The following is an 18637-nucleotide window of genomic DNA, read 5'->3' as shown; positions in this document are numbered from 1 at the left end:
GTTACTTAGCAACAATGTTTACAATTGGGGTCAATGAGATGTGGCATTTCTGGTTTGTAGAAGAAGTATTTGCAGTACCAAATCACTGGATGTTTAACATGGGAGTCGTAGTGGCTTTCATGGGTGCACTTGCATACGTAGTCAGAGTATACGCTCGACTCGTAGAACTAGGTGCAGAAACCCCTGGTGAGAATCCATATGTTGCAGAAATGTACAAGATGGCCTTAGAAGGTAAATTGTACAGTAGAAGCATCCCATAGACACAACGTGCAAAAGCACACTTTTTTCTATTTTTATTATCTCTCCAAGTCCACTTGATCGTGATGGAATCAGCACTTTAAGAAAGATTTAAAAGGATTCTGAATCCCATTAATTCCATAATGACTCTTCCTAAAGGATTCGGTTCTGGCGGTGCTGGTGGATCATCAAGCGCCGACGTTGAACGAATGATTGGAAAACGCGTTGAAAACATGACTGGAATGATTACCATTTCATTTATCGCAGCATGGTTAGCAACTTTTGCTGGAACTGCAGCAGGATACTTCTATTATCCTTGGGCATATCCAACACCAAGTGGCCACTTTGCATTCATCGTGCTCACAATCATTGAGGCAATTGGTTACATCTTCTGTGTTAAAGTAATGGAAGAAGGTTCCAACAAAAACAGTAACGGTATAGTTGCTGGAGTTGTAGGTGCTGTTACCGTCGGTACAATAATGATTACATTATTCGTCGGAAAATAAACAGAAACCACCTCAAGACATTTCTTTTTCATTTTAATTTAAGTTCAAAAGCGCCGATCTTCATAACACTCTAAAATTTTATATACAGACCTTTTCCTCAATTCCATATGGTCTGGTTAAGACGATGTACACACTACTTATTCATAGTAGTAGTTGCAGTTAACTCTACACTGTTAACAATTAATGCAGGAGACTACATCTTCTACACTGACTGGGCTTGGACATCGTATACGGTATTCTCAATATCGCAAACTTTGATGCTTATTGTAGGAGCTACATATTATCTTACATTTACGGGCGTTCCAGGCACAGCAACGTACTACGCTCTAATTATGACAGTATACACATGGGTAGCAAAAGGTGCATGGTTTGCACTCGGATATCCATATGACTTCATTGTAACTCCAGTTTGGTTACCATCAGCAATGCTTTTGGACTTAGTCTACTGGGCAACAAAGAAGAACAAGCACTCCTTGATACTGTTTGGCGGCGTACTAGTAGGAATGTCTTTACCATTATTCAATATGGTAAACCTCATTACAGTTGCAGACCCACTTGAAACGGCATTCAAGTATCCAAGACCAACATTGCCACCATATATGACACCAATAGAACCACAAGTCGGTAAGTTCTATAACAGTCCAGTCGCATTGGGCGCAGGTGCAGGTGCAGTTTTGGCATGTACATTTGCAGCGTTAGGTTGTAAATTGAACACTTGGACATACAGATGGATGGCCGCATGGTCAAAGTGGGACTAAAACCCAACCTTTTTCATTTTATTATTTACTACTAGGGGACCCTCTACACAAATTTGATTAAAAAATACTGCTCAGCTTGTGATCTTTTATTGTCTATTTTGACAATATGCAATTTTGTGATTATATTGTATGAAGCAACAATATGGTCAGATCCTAGTCACTCCAAAACCTTTTGTAAAATGGGCTGGTGGAAAACGACAACTTATTTCAGTTTTAAATGAAAACCTCCCTGATACATTTGGAACTTATTTCGAACCTTTTCTTGGTGGTGGTGCGTTATTATTCAATATGTTAACTGAAAATAATAAACAAAAATGTATTATTTCAGATCTAAATTCTGATCTTGTTTTAGCATATACAACTATTCGTGATAATGTTGATAATTTAATTTCTTCATTAAAACAACACGAAAAATATTATCAAAAAGATTCAAAATCCTATTATTATTCTGTTAGAGAAAGTACACCAAAAAAGGAAATTGAAAAAACATCTAGGTTGTTATTTTTGAATAGAACCTGCTTCAATGGATTGTATAGGGTAAATAGTAAAGGTAAATTCAACGTTCCTTTAGGCAAATATACTAATCCAAATATTGTCAATGAAGAGAATTTACGTTCAGTAAGTCATATTTTAAAATCTAGTAAAGTCAAGATTCAATGCCGTGATTTTGAAGCAGTTTTACGTGATGCAAAAAAGGGGGATTTGGTATATTTTGATCCTCCATATCAACCTGTGACTGAAACTGCTAATTTTACTAGTTATACTAACAAAAATTTCACATATGATGATCTGAATAGATTATTCCTACTTTGTACGAAATTAGATGAAAAAGGATGTAATGTGCTTTTATCAAATTCAAATTCCAATGAAGTCGTTAAAATGTTTTCGAAAAAACCTTGGAAAATTAGTAAAATTAAGGCAAATCGTTCTATTAATTCAAATTCTACAAAAAGAACTGGACATTTTGAATTATTAATCAAAAATTATTAGAAGCTTCGAACGGGATCTGAACCCGCGACCTTTACATTACCAATGTAACGCTCTACCAGACTGAGCTATCGAAGCATATGGTTTGTCTGCAGAAAATCCTTATAATTCTTCATTCTGACTAGAATTTTTCTAAACTGTTAAATTTCACAGATATTTGTAATCTTTTGGAGGAGTAATCAAGCCTGGCCAAAGTAAGCACTATGTGCTTTTGGACATGCAGGACTTAAGATCAAATAATGGGTGATCCTGTCTCTCAGGAGTTCGTGGGTTCAAATCCCACCTCCTCCACCTTTATTTTGGATGTTTAATTCCTCTGGCGTTTAATACTTCGTAAACATCTGGTAATGAGAAAACATATCCAACATGGACACAATCTTTTTCCTCACATAATTGACAAAATAATTCTCCTTTTTGAACTGCAACTTCTGCAATTCTATTTTTCATATTATCTTTTAGAATCACTCTATCATCATCAATAGAAATTTTTTCTATCTTTGGAGCGTATCTTGCAAAAGTTTTGTCCTTTTGCATCATCTCTTCTAACATGTAAGTTACATAACCTGAAAAACTATTGACCCCTTTCATTGTGAGGTCGTCTTTACTGTTTTGATAAACTTCGTGGAATTTATCATAGACTGTTTCTGAAACTGTGATTGATTTGAATCCGGCTTTAGGCAATTTACTTTTCCTTACCGTAATTTAAGGTACCCAAGTATATAATGTTTTATTTTTAGAGTTATTTACATTTGATGAAAATTAGTCTTTATACCATACTGTGATTGATGATAATTATGACTAAAGGTTATCCTATCGAAGAAATTAGAGAAAAACTAATTTCTATTTTGAAAGATTCTGATAGCGGAATGTCTGGAATTGAAATTTCTAAAAAAATTAATGTTAGTAGAATTACTATGACAAAATATCTTAAAGTTTTTGCAGCTGAGGGATTACTTCGGCAAAAAAATATTGGCAATGTTACATTGTGGTTCTTAGAACCTGGTCAAGAATCATTTGCTTTCCCAGATGATTATTTCAAAATAACTGCTAGATATTTTGAATTGTTAGTGAAAGGCAATGAAGTGGAAATTTATTCTTTAATTCGAAATTGTCTAAATTCTGGAGCTTTAGTTAATCGGATGATTATGGAGGTAATTTATCCTGCCATTGATCATATACATGAATTATTTGATTCTGGAAAAATTGGAACTGCAGAACAAAATCTTTTGAGAAATATTGTGTCTAAATCTCTTAGTATTTTCAATCAAATTCCAGTAGTTTTAGATGCCAAAAAAAATGTGGTTGTAATTGCAGCTGATCCTGAAAGTATGTTAATATCTGAATCTGCTTCAGCATCTTATCATTCAGATGGTTGGCATGTCTCTCATTTGGGAGATATGTCTTATGCAATTGATGTCTTATTTGACTTGGATTTTCAAAAATTAGTTAGAAAGATTTGGAAACAAAAACCTGGAATTTTATTGGTAGTTATATTTTCTCAAACTACTGAGGGATTAAGCTTTTTTGCTGATTCTATTAACCCAAATAAAGAAAAATCTGGTAAACAAATCAAATTAGCATTATGTGGAAAAGTCTCTAAAAAAACTAAAATTAATTCTGATTTGTTATCAGATAATATTGGCGATATTTTGCAATGGTCAAATACAATTTCTCAAAACATTAAATGATTAAAAGTGGGCCCGATGTGATTCGAACACATGACCTTTCGATTATCAGTCGAACGCTCCAGCCAAGCTGAGCTACGAGCCCAATACTGACTTTCTGTATCAGGGCTATAATAAGCATAATTTTGATACTAAATCCAAATTGGACTAGGTTTGAAATCTAAAAATTTAGTCTTCTTTCCATTTAATTGAACAACCAATTGATGGGTCAAAATCTTTCTCGATTTTTTCTCCAACAATCAATTTTTTCATATTTAGAATCATTGTCTTTTCTGTTGCTACATCATCAGGTTTCATGGCATTATCAATTCTACCGTGAAAAACTAATTCTTTTTGACTGTTAAACAAGAATGGATCTGGAGTACACATTGCACCATACTTTTTTGCAATTTCTTGTGTTTCATCTACTAAATAATCAAATTGGAAATTTTTCTCTTTTGCAGTTTGTTTCATTGCATCAAAACTATCTTCTGGAACATTTGTAGGATCATTACTGTTAATTCCTATGATTGCAATGTCTTTTCCACACTCATCAAATAATTCGTTTAATGCGTCTACTTTTGCTTTAACATATGGACAGTGATTACACATGAAAATTACTAAGATTCCTTTGTGATTTTCATAATCTTTGAGAGCGTGTTTTTTATCATCTGTTCCCAATAATTCAAAATCTGGTGCAATATCTCCTTTTTTTAATTTAATTTGTGATTCTAAAAGTACCATGATGTAAAAATTCTCTATTCAAATAAAATCTTATCCTAGAGGACAACAATTAAAGTCCACTCTATTAGTCATTTTCATGTGGGCCGGTAGTATAGCCTGGTAGTATACCCGCCTTGCACGCGGGGGGTCACGGATTCAAATTCCGTCCGGTCCACTTTCGATTCTTCGATCAATTATGAATTTCATAACGTTGGGTGGATTTAAATAGCACAAGTTTGGGTTTTTACTTATGGCAAGCGCAATAGACGGATGGCCCGTATGGATTCCTCTTATCGTTGGTTTAACACCAGGTTTGATTTACTGGTTAGCAATTACCGCAAAGAGAAACTAAAAATAAATCCATTTTAATTTCTTTTTATTCTTTTTAATTTAGTGTAAACTGTGTTTAATGTTGTTCCCATTTTTGTACCAGATCCTTGATAAATGGTTTTTACAGATAATTATTTGATGAAGAAATTTATTCTTGGGATTATTTTCATTTTGATTTTATTTCCAACATCTCAATCTTTTTCACAAGAGTATACTGATACCAATCCAACTTTGACTGTTTCAACAAATTCTAACACAAATTATGTTTACCAAGATTCTGAAGGACATACTGTTGTTATTGGAGTAGTTGAAAATAATGATCCTTTATCTTTTGTAACTAATGTTCAAGTTAAAGCATATTTTTATGATGAATTTAATCCAAATCCTTTGGAGGTTAAAGAGGGAAGTACTATACTTGATGTAATTCCTCCATCTAGTAGTTCTCCATTTCTTATACGCTCAGAAAATCCTAACTCTGATATTGTTGATGTTCATACAAAAATCTTAACATTTGAAACTGCACCATTTATGCAAAATTCATTAAAAATATCCATCAATGATGTAGCAATAGAACCTATGAACGATATGAATGATTCAACTTACACTTTCTCATTTTCAGGAGTTTTAAGAAATGGAAATTTTCAAATTTCTGAAACATTAGTACATTTTGCTTTTTATGATGTTTTTGATAGAATTGTTCAAAATTATACAATTAACATTGATGAAATGGATATCGATGAATTAACTCCAATTAAACTCAATGAAGAAATTATTTCTTCTTCTGTAGGATTTCTTTTATTTTCAGAATCTGATGAGTTTTATTCTGATACGATAAAAGTAGAACTTCCTGAACCTGAATCACGTACAAATTTAGCTACAACTTGTGGTTCAAGTGAAGTAAACATTGGAGGTAATTGTACTTCTTATGATATTTCAGGTGGACATATCACAAGTGCAACAGTAAATACAGATGATAATTCAGTCATTATCAACATTCAGGCAATGGATGATGGTGTATTGACAATCAGTCCTTCAGAATCAACACAAAAAGGTATCTTTATGGTATTAGTTGATGGCGAGGAATCAAATGATGCTGAAATTAACGGTAACACAGTTATCGTGCCATTTGGAGCAGAAACTGAACAAATTGAAATTATCGGTACCTTTGTAATTCCAGAGTTTGGTACAATTGCAGCCATGATTCTAGCAGTCGCAATTATCTCAATAGTTGCAATCTCTGCAAAATCAAGACTTAGCATCGTTCCAAGATACTAAAATTACAAAACTCTCAATCTATAGATTAGACCCCTAATCAAAAAACTCATTTTTCATTGAAGCATTTGTTTGAGATGAAAATAATATCACTTTTGGAGCCTAAGAACCTTTAACACAAATTTTGGTAAACTAGTAGATTTATTTTCAAAGAATTTTATGTCAATATATGTCAAAATTTTCTTTAATTGCTATGGGTGGAACTTTTGATATAATTCATCGTGGACATTTGACTTTACTTTCTACTGCATTTGATATTTCTGAAAAAGTCATTATTGGATTAACTAGTGATGAATTTGTAGAAAAAAAAGGAAAAAATCCTATTCACAAATATGATGAACGTCTCAAAAACTTAATATCAATTATTTTTACAAAATTCCCAAATTCCTATTTTGAAATTAATCAATTAGATGATGATTTTGGACCTGCAGTTTTGGAAAAAGAAGTACAGGCACTAGTTGTAAGTGATGAAACACGAAATCAAGGAGACATCTTGAATAAATTAAGATCCGAACGTGATCTTTCTCCTGTTGAAGTAATTGTTGTTCCAATGACTTTGGCAAAAGATGGAGAAAGAATTTCTACGACTAGAATAAAAAACTCAGAAATTGATTCTAATGGAAACTTGCTACCAATTGACAAGTAGCTTACAGTATTTTGAGTAATCTGAATAAAACAAAATTGTTGTATGAAATTTTATGACAATAATCAATCATATGATGAAAAAAATCGATACTGATGTATCAAATTTAAAACAAGGTCTCCAACCTCAAAATCTTTCATTTTGGTATGATAAAATTATCAAAGAAACAATTGAAATGGCACCTCCTTGGCTTGAAGATAAAATCAAAGTACATCAGGATCCTATCCTTCCAATGAAATTTAATTTAGATATCTCAAAAAGAGCTGTTAGATATTTTATGATTGTAGTTGATAATAATTTAGATGATATGCCATATTCTACAAAATTATATTTTCTTAAAGTTCAAGAATTAATGTCTACAGAAATGGATAAATCTCTAGTTTAGTTTTTTTTAAATTTTAGGCACAAATTACAGATCTAAGCATCTATATCCAACTCCTAAATTTCTTATGAAATGGACTTATACAGATCTAAACATTCTGATAAAAAATATTCTAACCGTAATTCTTCTCCTGATGGTAGACCATCTCGTTCTTTTAGAAATTCCAGAGATAATGTTAGAGAAGATACAACTGTAACTTGTGCTGATTGTGGTGATCAATGTACAATTCCATTTGTTCCAAAAACCGATAGACCAGTTTATTGTCGTGATTGTTTTCGAAAAAATAAACCTGATGGAACTGATAATAATAGACGTTCCAGAGATGACAGAGGTTCAAGATATTCCAGAGATGACAGAGGTTCAAGATATTCCAGAGATGACAGACGTGATGAATCTACAACTGTAACTTGTGCTGATTGTGGTGATCAATGTAACGTTCCATTTGTTCCAAAAACCGATAAACCAGTTTACTGTAATGATTGCTTTAAACAAAACAAACCTATCTCTCGTGATGATAGAGACGACAGACGTTCCAGAGATGACAGAGGTTCAAGATATTCCAGAGATGACAGAGGTTCAAGATATTCCAGAGATGACAGAGGTTCAAGATATTCCAGAGATGACAGAGGTTCAAGATATTCCAGAGATGACAGAGGTTCAAGATATTCCAGAGATAATTCTAGATCTAGTAGAAGCAGAAGTGATAAAGTATTGAGAAAACAAGAAAGTTTCTATTCTGGCGGTTCTGCAAAATTCAATGAATCATTACAGAAAAAATTATATGAAATTTTAGGTGGAAAAACCTGCTCTAGTTGTGGCTCTACTGATGAAAGTTCTTTAGGTATTTGTGATGAAAATAATAATCAATTATCTACTGATACTAGACGTGGTAGTAAAGCTGCATCTTGGGGAAAATATATTTCTGCACCTGATATTGCTAGAGAGGAACTCAAAATATTTTGTTCAAACTGTAATGATACAATTGAATCTGCTCCCAAACCCCAAAAAGAACGTCCAAGAAATAAATCTAAACGAAGTAAATATTTCCCAAGATAATTCCTAAATCATTTATTCTTTAGTAATTTCAATTATTGATTTATTCATTTTAGTTGAAACTAAATCATGTTCTTGATCAAATACTGATTGTATGAAATCTGCAAATTTTTCAACATTTTCTTCATCTTTAAGTAAAATGCTGTGGGCTGATTTATCTTTCAATGAAATAATAATTTCATTTTTTATTACATTTAAAATTCCTGTAATGAATGTCTCTTTATCTTCTTTTATGAAAACTAAACTCATTAATTTTTGAGCTTCATATTCGTCATCACAAATAATGTCGGTCTTCATTTATTTTGTAAAAGAAATTGTTCTATTTGCTGTTTTGCTTTTTCACGTTTTTCTTGATGTACTTTGAGGAACTCATTTATTTTTTCAATTAAGATTGCTTTTAATTCCCCTGAAAGTAATTTCCCTGATTTGTAATCTTCATAAATTTTCTTTAATTTCTCATCATCAGGCTCAAAAAATATTCTCAAATATTGATATGATACATCAATATCTGGATTTCCACCTAGTTTTCTATGTTGTTCAATGTCTGGTTGACCTCCTGAAAACGCAAATTTGTTAATTTTCTTTTTAACAACATCTGGTGTATCTGTGGTGTATATTGTTCCTTTTTCTTCTGATGCTGACATTTTTCCACCAGGTCCTGTTAATGCTGGAATCATAATGTTGTGAATTAATGCAGGTTTTTGTTTTCCAATTTTTTGTGCAATATCTCTTGTTAATCTAAAATGTGGATCTTGATCAACTCCTAATGGGATCAAAACTGGCTTATCTTCAATAAAACATGGAGCTGATTGTAATGATGTATAGAAAATCATTCCAATATTTGTTTCATTAGTAAATCCAAAAGTTGCTTTTGTATTTGAAAAATTAATTTTTTTTGCTACTTGAGCTGCAATTGGATATAATGTTTGAATATTTTCTGTATTGATAATTATTTTTGTTTTTTCTGGATTGAAACCTAATGCTATGAAATCTAGTGCATTTTCATATGCAAATTTGTTTGTCTCCTCTAAAGTCAAATTTGTTTTTGAATAGAATTTCTCATCATCAGTTAATTGAAAATACAAATTTACATCAAATTTTTCTTGTAACCATTTTGCAAATACCCATGGAACTAAATGCCCAATATGGGTATGTCCTGATGGTCCTCTTCCTGTATATAGGAAAAATCCTTTACCTTTTTGATGATCTTCAATAATTCTGTTCATTTCTCTATGTGAGAAGAAAATTCCTCTTCTTAGCATAAAGTGGTCTTCATTAGTAATGTTCTTGATTTTATCAAGTAATTCTGATGATATTTTTTCAGTTCCAAATTTTTTAATTAATTTATCATAATCGATATCACCCTCAACGTGCCAAGGTGTTACAATGAATTCATCAGCTGACATTCAACTTGACTTAGGTTAAGGTTTAAAAAGTCTTTTTCGATCTTTGAACTATTGTCACAAGTTTTTCACGATATTGAAAAAAAAATCATTAATTCGTTAAAAGAAAATTCAATTCAGACTCCTGAAACACTTGAAAATTCAACTCATCTCTCACCAGATCAAATTCGACGTGGTATTGAATGGCTGAAATTAAAGGATTTGGCAATTGTGGATGAAACAAAATCTAGCGTTATAAGTTTAGGAAAAAATGGTCTAGATTCATTTGAAAAAGGATTACCTGAACGAAGATTGTTGAATTTAATTAAAAATGGTCCTAAAAAATTATCTGAAATTCAAAAAGAATTGGGATTTGTTTTTGGCCCTGCAATTGGTTTATGTAGAAAAAATAATTGGATCGAAACTTCTTCTGATCAAATAATTCTTAAAACCACTCCTTCTGAATTACCCGGTGAAAAATCACTTCAATTAATTGGAAATAACAAATTACCTAAAGAACAAATTGATAAAACTGATTTATCTGAACTTTCAAAACGACCTGATTTTGTTATTGAAGATATAATTAAAAATAAAAAAATTAGTTTAACTACTTCTGCCAAATCTTTAGATGTTTCAAATATTTCTGGAGCAATAGATGTTGAAGCTGAAGTTCCTGAAGTTTTTGTTGCAAGAACACATCCATTAAAAGATACTATTGATGAAATTCGTGAAATTTTTGTAACCTTGGGTTTTTCTGAAATTCTTGGAAATATGACTCAATCTAGTTTTTGGAATTTTGATGCTTTATTTACTCCCCAAGATCATCCTGCAAGGGAATTACAAGATACTTTTTTCTTAGATGGAATCTCTGCAAAAAAAATTGCAAATTCAGAACAAATTAGAAAAGTTTCTGATTCTCATAAGAAAAATTGGAGATACCAATGGGATATCAACGAAGCTCAAAAAATGGTCTTAAGAACTCATACTACTTGTGTAACAATAAAACATTTAGCTGAAAACAAACCTGATGAAGCACGAATTTTTTCTTTAGGTCGTGTATTTAGAAATGAAAAAGTTAGTTACAAACATCTTGTTGAATTTAATCAGATAGAAGGTATTGTTGTTGGCAAAGATGCTAATTTAAGAAATTTGATGGGAATTCAAAGAGAATTCTATAAACGAATAGGGATAACTAAAATTAAGTTTTGGCCAACATTTTTTCCATATACTGAACCGTCACTTCAAACAATGGTTTACAATGAAAAGTTAGGAAAATGGATTGAATTATTTGGAATGGGGATATTTAGACCAGAAGTAACAAAACCTCTTGGAATTACCAAACCTGTTTTAGCTTGGGGTGGTGGAATTGAAAGAATTGCTATGTTGAAATATGATTTAGATGATGTCCGAGAATTTTATAATAATAATTTAGGATGGTTAAGGAGTAATACAAAATGCCAGTAATTGAATTATCTTATTCTCGTCTCCAAAAACTAATTGGTAAAGTTTCAAAAAAACAGATTTCTGATTCATTACCATTTTTGGGATTGGATATTGAATCTGAAGATAAAGATTTAGTTCGAATTGAATATAGTCCAAATCGCCCAGATTATTCAACTGATATTGGAATTGCACTTGGATTGCAGGGCTTACTTGGTATCAAAACTGGTTTGCTAAAATTAACTATAAAAAAATCAAAAAATTATTCAATCTCTGTTAAACCAACTATTTCAAAAATTCGCCCATTTGTGACTGGAATTATTGCTAAAAATGGCAAAATTGATGATAAAACAATTAAACAATTAATGACAATGCAAGAAGATCTCCACTTTGGAATTGGAAGAAAACGAAAAAAATCATCCATTGGAATACATGATTTAGATAAAATTTCTTTTCCTTTAACATATTCAACCGTAGATAAAAATCATAAATTTATTCCGTTAAATTCTGAAAAGGAACTTTCAATATCTGAAATAATTTCTGAAACTGAAACAGGTAAGGATTATGGTCATTTACTTGGACAATCTTCTCAAGTTCCAATAATTGTTGATTCCGATAAAAACACAGTTTCTTTTCCTCCAATTATTAATGCTGGAATAACTACTGTAACTACTAAGACAAAAAATCTCTTTGTAGAGGTAACTGGAATCAATAAAGCTGATGCTGAAGATATGCTTTCAGTAGTTGCAACCATTTTACAAAGTGCTGGATTCAAATTAGAAAATGTTCATATTTCTGGTGCAAAAAATTCTTCACCTAAACTTGAAGAAAAGAAAATATCTGTTGATTCATCTCTGATCAATCAAACACTTGGTTTAGATCTTTCAACACCAAAAATTCTTTCTTCATTAAAAAAATCCAGATTAAATGCAATTTCAAAAGGAAAAAAAATTGTATGTACTATACCGCCATATAGATTTGATATATTTGGTCCCATGGATTTAGTTGAAGAAGTTGCTTTAGGTTATGGAATTCAAAATTTTGAGCCTAATGTATCTCCATCTCAAACAATTGGACAAACTAACCCTGTATCACTACATCTGAAATCTCTTAATCAAACAATGATTGGACTAGGATTTCTTGAGGCATTAAATTCAAGTTTGAGTAGTAAGCGTGTACTATATGATATGACAAATAGAGATTCTAAAAATATCCTATCTGTACTTGATTCAAAAAGTCAAGAGCATACTATTTTACGTGATTCAATTCTTCCTGGACTAATTGAAAACCTCTCAAGAAATATTCATGAATCATATCCTCAAAAAATGTTTGAAACTGGAAATATTTTCAATCTTGATAAACCTATTTCTGAAAAAATTAATCTTGCTGTAATTAGTGCTCATAAAGATGCAAATTTCACTGAAATTAAATCTGTGTTACAAACTTTACTAAAAATTGGTTTTGGAATTCAAATTGAAACAAAAACAGTTTCTAATTCTACTTTTAAAGATGGACATTGTGCAAAAATATTATTTGACGGAAACACAATCGGAATTATTGGAGAAATAAATTCTACTATAATTGAAAATTATAAGATTCGTGTACCTGTTGTTGGATTTGAAATTTCATTATCTGATTCTGTTCTCAAATCTCTTTAACATTGATATTATAATTAGTGATATCCCACTTACAAAAAGAATTACTCCAATTGTAAATTCAACAAGAATTTTTTGGAATATTTCTTTTTGGTCTGTTTCTAATGTAATGTAATTATCATTCTCTAAATAATTAAAATATTCAATTTGAGGATAATCAAAAACTATTACAAACGAACCTAAAATCAAAATTATTAATCCCACTAAAAATTTTCTCTGATTTCTAATTTCCAAAAACCTTTCACAAAACTACAATTTCTATTTAATAAATCTCTAATAGTTTTTAGTAGGTTCATCTAATCACTAAACGCCCAAGAGCAGGCACACAGACGGATTAGGATGACGCTGATCGTAACGATACCAATGATTTCTAATTCACCCAGGTGTGCTACATTATGGGCAACCCCGGTTTCAGAACGTGATGAGGCGTATGGCTATGTCCAATGATTTTTTGCGAGTCAGAACCGGGGAACACTAAATTTTCTAAAAACCATTAAACGTTAGTAATTTTCAAACTACAATAATGGTAAACTACTGGTTGGCAAAACAGGAACCCAGTGGACCTAGAGGATATAATTTTGAACAACTAAAAAAAGAAAAGACTACGGTTTGGGATGGGGTTCATAATAATTTAGCATTAAAACATATGAGGGAAATGAACCCAAATGATTTAATTTTATTTTATCATACTGGTGATGAAAGACAAGCAGTAGGAATAATGCAAGTTACTTCAAAACCTTACTCTAATCCAAAAGAGGATGTTGAACGTTTTATTGTAGTTGATGTAAAATACAAAAAAACATTGAAAAGACCAGTAACATTAACTGAAATAAAAAATAATAAAAAATTCAAAGATTGGGAATTAGTTAGAATCTCTAGATTGTCTGTAATGCCTGTTCCTAAACCAATTTGGAATGAAATTATCAAAATTTCACAAAGTTAGTGTAATAGATTTATTGATATAGTAGAATTATCTAATTGTATTATGGCAACAGCTTATGTTTTAATAAACTGTGAACTAGGTTCTGAGGAAGCTATTATTGGGCAACTAAAGGGCTTAGAAGGTGTAAAAGAAGTTCATGGAACTTTTGGTGCATACGATATTTTGGCCAAGATTGAATCCGACACTGTTGAAAAACTGAGAGAAACAATTACCTGGAAAATCAGAAAAATTGAAAAGATTCGTTCTACTCTTACTCTGATGGGTATTGAAGGTCAAACATAACCCCTTTTTTTTCTAATCATGCTTCTACATTTTATTTTTGTAATTAAAGAAGAGGAACTTGATAAACGTAAATCTGAATTTGAATATATCAAAAAAATGGCACAATTTTATAAAAAATGGATTAATGAAAATTTTGGAATTGATTATGAAATTCAATGTGATGAATTAATTACAAAACCTAGAAGTATATTACAAAAACTAGATACACATACACTTGTTCGTGATCATGAACAACGTGGAAAAGACACATATCATTTCTACTTAACTCATTTTAAACCTCTATGGACTGATTGCACTTGCGAAGGTTATCATGCAGAAAATTTTGGAATGATTTTTTGGCAAAAACCAAAAGAATCTCCTGACGACTTATTTTTGGCAGAAAAAAATTGTACAACTATTTCACATGAAATAGTTCATGAGATGTTAAGAATCAAAGGACATAAAAAATACATTCATGACGTTCATGATGTTTGGACAAAGCATTTCTTTGATCAATTAGAATTTCAGCAATATGGAGAAGATTTTGAAAGTACCGAAGGAAAACCGATGTTCTTAACAATGGATATTAGCAAATTCAAAAATTAATTTTTTTGAAATTCTAACATTTTGTTACTGAGTAAATGTTATTTTCAAAATTTGCCGTTTTAAAATCTAATTTATTTTCAGGATCATTGTCTCTGGATTTACTTAATTCTTTGAGCTCTTCTAAAGCATCTTTTCTAAAACCAACTGATGATCCATAAACTGCATCAGTTAACATTGTTCCATGGTCTCCTTTTTTAATATCATCTACCATATCGTAAAATCTATTTGTCTCTTTTTTATTTACAGGATTTCCTTTGGCTTTATTTTGTGCTACTGAAATATACATTCCATTATTTTTCACAGCAACAAGAATTTTGTGATTTTTTCCAGATTTGCCTGGAATTGTTTCATTAACTAGCACTTCACATTTGTGATACATGCTTGATACATACGCAAAAAATCTGTATTGTGCAAATTTCCCTGCATCATCTTCTTCACAATCCACAAAAATTTTGTGTAATAGATGTAATGCATCATCATTCATACTTTGTAATCTATCATCAATTCTGCCTCGTTCAAGTAATTCTGATTTACATTCTTTTGCAATTAATACTAAAATAAAATCTGGTAAATTATAATTTTTTAATGCAGCAACAAATGAACCTGCTTGTGACATGCCAAATTTTGGAAATCCTTTATTTACCAAATTATGACATCCTCTCAGAATATTTTGAATTAGTTGACAACGACTTTTTAAGCTGGTTTTGGCTTATAATTGTTGAGAATTAATATGCATATTTTGATATTTTTTTAATTTTTAAATTGTAAATATTAAATTCGGGGAAGATTTTCAGTATTTCATGGAAATTGATACCACCCCAGAACTTGTTTCTAATGTATATCGAAAATTACAAGAAAATATTGGAAAATTTAGAAATGTTGTGGATCGACCATTGACACTTACAGAAAAAATTCTAGCTGGTCATTTCAATGAAATTTCTGAAAAAAATCTTTCTGGAGGAAAAGATTACATTTTTCTAAAACCTGATAGAGTAGCACTTCAAGATGTTACTGGACAAATGGTAATGCTTCAATTCATGCAAGCAGAATTAAATGAAACAGCTTTACCAACAACTGTTCACTGTGATCATCTAATTCGTGCTGAAGTTCAAGGTGATGTTGACATGAAAGTTTCATTAGATGAAAATAGTGAAGTTTTCAAATTTTTACAATCTGCTTGTGCAAAATATGGATGTGGATTTTGGAAACCAGGAGCAGGGATCATACATCAGGTAGTTTTAGAAAATTATGCATTTCCTGGTGGATTGATGATTGGAACTGATTCACATACACCAAATGCAGGTGGTCTCGGAATGATTGCTATTGGTGTTGGAGGTTTAGATGCAGCAGAAACTATGGCTGGAATGCCTTGGGAATTACTTTATCCAAAAAGAGTAGGTGTAAAATTAACTGGTAAACTAACAGGTTGGACTGCACCTAAAGATATTATTTTAAAAGTTGCAGAAGAATTAACTGTTTCAGGTGGAACAAATGCAATTGTAGAATATTTTGGTCCAGGTACTTCATCAATTAGTTGTACTGGAAAGGCTACTATAACAAATATGGGTGCAGAAATTGGTGCAACTTGTTCGATATTTCCTTATGATGAAAGAATGGAAACTTATCTAAAGTATACTAATAGAAAAGAAATTGCAGAATTAGCTAATCAAAATAAAGAACTTTTAGTTGCAGATCCTGAAATTGAATCTGAACCTGAAAAATATTTTGATAAAATAATTGAAATTAATTTGTCCACTTTGGAACCTCATATTGTTGGACCGCATACACCGGATTTGGCAAGATCTATTTCTGAACTTGCAAGTGATGTAACATCTAATGATTATGTAGATCCAATTTCTGTTGCATTAATTGGAAGTTGTACTAATTCTTCGTATGAAGATATGTCTAGAGCAGCTAGTTTAGCTAGACAAGCAAAATCTAAAGGAATTAAATCCAAAATTCCATTACTTGTAACTCCTGGCTCTGAACAAATTAGAGGTACAATTGAGAGAGATGGCCAAATGGATTCTCTTAAAGAAATTGGTGCAACAGTATTGGCAAATGCATGTGGACCATGTATTGGACAATGGAATAGACCAGAATTAGAGGAAAATGAAAAAAATTCTATTGTAACTACCTTTAACAGAAATTTCCCTGGACGAAATGATGGCCAGAGATCTACATTAAATTTTATTGGCAGTCCTGAAATGATCATTGCTTTAGCTTTGGGTGGAAAATTATCTTTTAATCCATTAACAGACGATCTTACTGCAGCAGATGGAACAAAGTTCAAATTAGAACCACCAACAATTGCACCTGAAGTACCTGAAGAAGGATTTAAGATACCTGATGGAATTTTTGTTGCTCCTCCTCCTGATTCCACAAATGTTGATGTAATAATTGATCCAAACAGTAAACGTCTTCAACGTTTAGCACCTTTTGAAAAATGGAATGGTACTGACTTTGTTGAACTTCCAATACTGGTTAAAGCAAAAGGAAAATGTACAACTGATCATATTTCTCCTGCAGGTGCATGGTTGTCCCTAAGAGGTCATTTAGATAATCTAAGTGATAATATGTTATTGGGCGCTGTTAATGCTTTTAATGATCAAGTAGGTAATGGTAAAAATATTTTAAATAATGAGATTGAACCTTTTTCAAAAATTGCTAGACAATACAAACAACAAAATCTCAATTGGGTAATAATTGGAGACAATAATTATGGTGAGGGAAGCAGCAGAGAACATGCTGCAATGACTCCTCGTTATTTGGGTTGTGTAGCAGTAATCACAAAAAGTTTAGCAAGAATTCATGAAACAAATCTGAAAAAACAAGGAGTTTTAGCATTAACTTTCAATGATCCAAGTGATTATGAAAAAATTCTTGAAGATGATAAAATTAGTTTAATTAATTTAGATAATTTAGAACCTCAAAAACAAGTCACATGTGTTATTACTCATAGTGATGGAAATAAAGAAGAAATTCATTTAAATCACTCATATAATAAATCTCAAATTCAATGGTTCAAACACGGTTCTGCATTGAATGTTTTAAGAAATCAGAAATAAAAGTGGGCCCGATCGGATTTGAACCGACGATCGATGGTTTTGGAGACCATCGCCCTACCAGGCTAGGCTACGAACCCACAAGAATCGGAACAATTTGCTTGAATTTTAACTTATTTTTAACCAAGATTTATTTGCAATAATCACTAATCTGTGTTGTTAGACACAATGGTTAAACCAGTATATTTTGTATTAGGCGCGATTCCCGTTATTGTTGCAATTTTACTTGCTGTTCCATTAGTTACAAAAAATGAAATTCCTGTATCTGCTACAAATTCCTTTGATAAGGTAGAAATTGAATACACAAAACATCAATTAAAAAAAATTACTAATGGAATTGCTGAAAGAACTGGTGCTGAAAAAACTGAAATTCTTTTAATAAAAAATGATGGAGAAACAAAATATACTATTACTAAAAAAGGATATCCGCAACCTACAATAAAATCAAAAATTAATGAACAAGATTTGAACAAAATCAAGGCCTTGATTAAAGAAACTGGTTTTATTTCTATTGACCCAAATTCTTTTTCAGTTTTTCAAAATGTTACTGATTTTCAAAAATCTTCAGTCAAAGTGACTCTTAATGGACGTGTCAATCAAATCCATTGGCCTGAATCCTCTGCAACTCCTGATTTTATTCCACCTATTATCACCATGGTCGAATCTGAATTGGATAAAGTGATGTCCGAATTTAGTGAATAGGTACAAATAGCCTGTAGCAAAAATTAGT

At 31.5% G+C, this 18637-nt stretch carries 21 protein-coding genes, 5 tRNA genes and 1 pseudogene; 18 read left to right on the top strand and 9 right to left on the bottom strand.

What is annotated here, in order from left to right:
• The 4 genes and pseudogenes from AW732_RS04395 to AW732_RS04380 form a co-directional block, all read left to right on the top strand.
• Window positions 1–260 (top strand): annotated as a pseudogene (locus AW732_RS04395) (ammonia monooxygenase); the annotation flags it as partial.
• 120 nt (window positions 261–380) lie between these two features.
• A complete protein-coding gene (locus AW732_RS04390) occupies window positions 381–743 on the top strand; it encodes a hypothetical protein (protein WP_067959016.1) in 363 nt (120 codons plus the stop codon).
• A gap of 107 nt (window positions 744–850) precedes the next feature.
• Window positions 851–1501, top strand: a complete 651-nt coding sequence (locus tag AW732_RS04385; RefSeq protein ID WP_067959013.1) for an ammonia monooxygenase — start codon at window positions 851–853, stop codon at window positions 1499–1501.
• A gap of 129 nt (window positions 1502–1630) precedes the next feature.
• Window positions 1631–2491, top strand: a complete 861-nt coding sequence (locus tag AW732_RS04380) for a DNA adenine methylase (protein ID WP_067959011.1) — start codon at window positions 1631–1633, stop codon at window positions 2489–2491.
• A 1-nt stretch (window position 2492) separates the two neighbouring features.
• On the opposite strand, the gene AW732_RS04375 is transcribed toward AW732_RS04380, so the two are convergent.
• Window positions 2493–2566, bottom strand: a tRNA-Thr gene (locus AW732_RS04375).
• A gap of 91 nt (window positions 2567–2657) precedes the next feature.
• Between AW732_RS04375 and AW732_RS04370 the strand changes: the two genes are divergently transcribed.
• A tRNA-Leu gene (locus AW732_RS04370) sits at window positions 2658–2779 on the top strand.
• Window positions 2780–2782: 3 nt separating this feature from the next.
• Here the strand turns inward: AW732_RS04370 and AW732_RS04365 are convergent.
• Entirely contained in the window at window positions 2783–3169 is a 387-nt protein-coding gene (locus tag AW732_RS04365; protein ID WP_067959009.1) for a hypothetical protein, read from the bottom strand.
• 113 nt (window positions 3170–3282) lie between these two features.
• Between AW732_RS04365 and AW732_RS04360 the strand changes: the two genes are divergently transcribed.
• On the top strand, window positions 3283–4176 hold the full coding sequence (locus AW732_RS04360; protein ID WP_067959007.1) for a B12-binding domain-containing protein: 894 nt from the start codon (window positions 3283–3285) through the stop codon (window positions 4174–4176).
• A gap of 7 nt (window positions 4177–4183) precedes the next feature.
• Here the strand turns inward: AW732_RS04360 and AW732_RS04355 are convergent.
• Both AW732_RS04355 and AW732_RS04350 read right to left on the bottom strand, forming a co-directional pair.
• Window positions 4184–4258, bottom strand: a tRNA-Ile gene (locus AW732_RS04355).
• 83 nt (window positions 4259–4341) lie between these two features.
• Complete coding sequence (locus tag AW732_RS04350; protein ID WP_067959005.1) at window positions 4342–4896, bottom strand: thioredoxin family protein; 555 nt, start codon at window positions 4894–4896, stop codon at window positions 4342–4344.
• An 80-nt stretch (window positions 4897–4976) separates the two neighbouring features.
• Between AW732_RS04350 and AW732_RS04345 the strand changes: the two genes are divergently transcribed.
• From AW732_RS04345 to AW732_RS08410, 5 genes are all read left to right on the top strand, one after another.
• Window positions 4977–5050, top strand: a tRNA-Ala gene (locus AW732_RS04345).
• Between the two features lie 293 nt (window positions 5051–5343).
• Window positions 5344–6480, top strand: coding sequence for a PEFG-CTERM sorting domain-containing protein (locus AW732_RS09065; protein ID WP_348625414.1), 1137 nt, complete (start codon window positions 5344–5346; stop codon window positions 6478–6480).
• A gap of 166 nt (window positions 6481–6646) precedes the next feature.
• Window positions 6647–7123: a pantetheine-phosphate adenylyltransferase gene (locus AW732_RS04335; protein ID WP_067959001.1), complete on the top strand. Its 477-nt coding sequence runs from the start codon at window positions 6647–6649 to the stop codon at window positions 7121–7123.
• Between the two features lie 52 nt (window positions 7124–7175).
• A complete protein-coding gene (locus tag AW732_RS04330) occupies window positions 7176–7505 on the top strand; it encodes a hypothetical protein (RefSeq protein WP_067958999.1) in 330 nt (109 codons plus the stop codon).
• Window positions 7506–7574: 69 nt separating this feature from the next.
• Window positions 7575–8558, top strand: coding sequence for a CxxC-x17-CxxC domain-containing protein (locus AW732_RS08410; protein ID WP_082697410.1), 984 nt, complete (start codon window positions 7575–7577; stop codon window positions 8556–8558).
• 12 nt (window positions 8559–8570) lie between these two features.
• Here the strand turns inward: AW732_RS08410 and AW732_RS04315 are convergent, their stop codons facing one another.
• Window positions 8571–8852, bottom strand: a complete 282-nt coding sequence (locus tag AW732_RS04315) for a hypothetical protein (RefSeq protein WP_067958996.1) — start codon at window positions 8850–8852, stop codon at window positions 8571–8573.
• Window positions 8849–9961 carry a tryptophan--tRNA ligase gene (locus AW732_RS04310; protein ID WP_067958991.1) on the bottom strand — a complete coding sequence of 371 codons (1113 nt, stop codon included), beginning with the start codon at window positions 9959–9961 and terminating at the stop codon, window positions 8849–8851. The genes AW732_RS04315 and AW732_RS04310 overlap by 4 nt, the downstream gene beginning before the upstream one ends.
• 51 nt (window positions 9962–10012) lie before the next feature.
• Between AW732_RS04310 and AW732_RS04305 the strand changes: the two genes are divergently transcribed.
• Both AW732_RS04305 and pheT read left to right on the top strand, forming a co-directional pair.
• Window positions 10013–11401, top strand: a complete 1389-nt coding sequence (locus AW732_RS04305) for a phenylalanine--tRNA ligase subunit alpha (protein ID WP_067958988.1) — start codon at window positions 10013–10015, stop codon at window positions 11399–11401.
• On the top strand, window positions 11392–13035 hold the full coding sequence (gene pheT / locus AW732_RS04300; RefSeq protein WP_067958985.1) for a phenylalanine--tRNA ligase subunit beta: 1644 nt from the start codon (window positions 11392–11394) through the stop codon (window positions 13033–13035). The genes AW732_RS04305 and pheT overlap by 10 nt, the downstream gene beginning before the upstream one ends.
• Here pheT and AW732_RS04295 read toward each other — a convergent pair.
• Window positions 13006–13236, bottom strand: coding sequence for a hypothetical protein (locus tag AW732_RS04295; protein ID WP_156416065.1), 231 nt, complete (start codon window positions 13234–13236; stop codon window positions 13006–13008). The genes pheT and AW732_RS04295 overlap by 30 nt on opposite strands.
• Window positions 13237–13555: 319 nt before the next feature.
• Between AW732_RS04295 and AW732_RS04290 the strand changes: the two genes are divergently transcribed.
• From AW732_RS04290 to AW732_RS04280, 3 genes are read left to right on the top strand one after another with little or no spacing between them, the layout of a single operon-like run.
• On the top strand, window positions 13556–13975 hold the full coding sequence (locus tag AW732_RS04290) for an EVE domain-containing protein (protein ID WP_067958980.1): 420 nt from the start codon (window positions 13556–13558) through the stop codon (window positions 13973–13975).
• A 42-nt stretch (window positions 13976–14017) separates the two neighbouring features.
• Window positions 14018–14257 carry an Lrp/AsnC ligand binding domain-containing protein gene (locus AW732_RS04285; RefSeq protein WP_067958978.1) on the top strand — a complete coding sequence of 80 codons (240 nt, stop codon included), beginning with the start codon at window positions 14018–14020 and terminating at the stop codon, window positions 14255–14257.
• Window positions 14258–14275: 18 nt separating this feature from the next.
• Window positions 14276–14842 (top strand): hypothetical protein, encoded by a 567-nt coding sequence (locus tag AW732_RS04280; protein ID WP_067958967.1) that lies wholly within the window; start codon window positions 14276–14278, stop codon window positions 14840–14842.
• A gap of 13 nt (window positions 14843–14855) precedes the next feature.
• Here AW732_RS04280 and AW732_RS04275 read toward each other — a convergent pair whose 3' ends face one another.
• On the bottom strand, window positions 14856–15488 hold the full coding sequence (locus tag AW732_RS04275) for a hypothetical protein (protein WP_067958964.1): 633 nt from the start codon (window positions 15486–15488) through the stop codon (window positions 14856–14858).
• A gap of 154 nt (window positions 15489–15642) precedes the next feature.
• On the opposite strand from AW732_RS04275, the gene AW732_RS04270 reads away from it, so the two are divergent.
• Window positions 15643–17910 (top strand): aconitate hydratase, encoded by a 2268-nt coding sequence (locus tag AW732_RS04270; RefSeq protein WP_067958962.1) that lies wholly within the window; start codon window positions 15643–15645, stop codon window positions 17908–17910.
• 3 nt (window positions 17911–17913) lie between these two features.
• On the opposite strand, the gene AW732_RS04265 is transcribed toward AW732_RS04270, so the two are convergent.
• Window positions 17914–17987, bottom strand: a tRNA-Trp gene (locus AW732_RS04265).
• Window positions 17988–18075: 88 nt separating this feature from the next.
• On the opposite strand from AW732_RS04265, the gene AW732_RS04260 reads away from it, so the two are divergent.
• A complete protein-coding gene (locus AW732_RS04260) occupies window positions 18076–18609 on the top strand; it encodes a hypothetical protein (RefSeq protein WP_067959086.1) in 534 nt (177 codons plus the stop codon).
• Window positions 18610–18637 lie beyond the last annotated feature (28 nt).

It is taken from the genome of Nitrosopumilus sp. Nsub, assembly GCF_001541925.1.
Taxonomy (GTDB): Archaea; Thermoproteota; Nitrososphaeria; order Nitrososphaerales; family Nitrosopumilaceae; genus Nitrosopumilus.
This window is presented reverse-complemented; position numbering and strand designations above follow the sequence as displayed.

Coding starts and splice junctions, on each gene's coding strand:
- AW732_RS04330 (WP_067958999.1), top strand. CDS start 7,176: ATGACAATAATCAATCATATGATGAAAAAAATCGATACTGATGTATCA.
- AW732_RS08410 (WP_082697410.1), top strand. CDS start 7,575: ATGGACTTATACAGATCTAAACATTCTGATAAAAAATATTCTAACCGT.
- AW732_RS04335 (WP_067959001.1), top strand. CDS start 6,647: ATGTCAAAATTTTCTTTAATTGCTATGGGTGGAACTTTTGATATAATT.
- AW732_RS04350 (WP_067959005.1), bottom strand. CDS start 4,896: ATGGTACTTTTAGAATCACAAATTAAATTAAAAAAAGGAGATATTGCA.
- AW732_RS04290 (WP_067958980.1), top strand. CDS start 13,556: ATGGTAAACTACTGGTTGGCAAAACAGGAACCCAGTGGACCTAGAGGA.
- AW732_RS09065 (WP_348625414.1), top strand. CDS start 5,344: ATGAAGAAATTTATTCTTGGGATTATTTTCATTTTGATTTTATTTCCA.
- AW732_RS04280 (WP_067958967.1), top strand. CDS start 14,276: ATGCTTCTACATTTTATTTTTGTAATTAAAGAAGAGGAACTTGATAAA.
- AW732_RS04310 (WP_067958991.1), bottom strand. CDS start 9,961: ATGTCAGCTGATGAATTCATTGTAACACCTTGGCACGTTGAGGGTGAT.
- AW732_RS04360 (WP_067959007.1), top strand. CDS start 3,283: ATGACTAAAGGTTATCCTATCGAAGAAATTAGAGAAAAACTAATTTCT.
- AW732_RS04285 (WP_067958978.1), top strand. CDS start 14,018: ATGGCAACAGCTTATGTTTTAATAAACTGTGAACTAGGTTCTGAGGAA.
- AW732_RS04260 (WP_067959086.1), top strand. CDS start 18,076: ATGGTTAAACCAGTATATTTTGTATTAGGCGCGATTCCCGTTATTGTT.
- pheT (WP_067958985.1), top strand. CDS start 11,392: ATGCCAGTAATTGAATTATCTTATTCTCGTCTCCAAAAACTAATTGGT.
- AW732_RS04315 (WP_067958996.1), bottom strand. CDS start 8,852: ATGAAGACCGACATTATTTGTGATGACGAATATGAAGCTCAAAAATTA.
- AW732_RS04385 (WP_067959013.1), top strand. CDS start 851: ATGGTCTGGTTAAGACGATGTACACACTACTTATTCATAGTAGTAGTT.
- AW732_RS04270 (WP_067958962.1), top strand. CDS start 15,643: ATGGAAATTGATACCACCCCAGAACTTGTTTCTAATGTATATCGAAAA.
- AW732_RS04380 (WP_067959011.1), top strand. CDS start 1,631: ATGAAGCAACAATATGGTCAGATCCTAGTCACTCCAAAACCTTTTGTA.
- AW732_RS04390 (WP_067959016.1), top strand. CDS start 381: ATGACTCTTCCTAAAGGATTCGGTTCTGGCGGTGCTGGTGGATCATCA.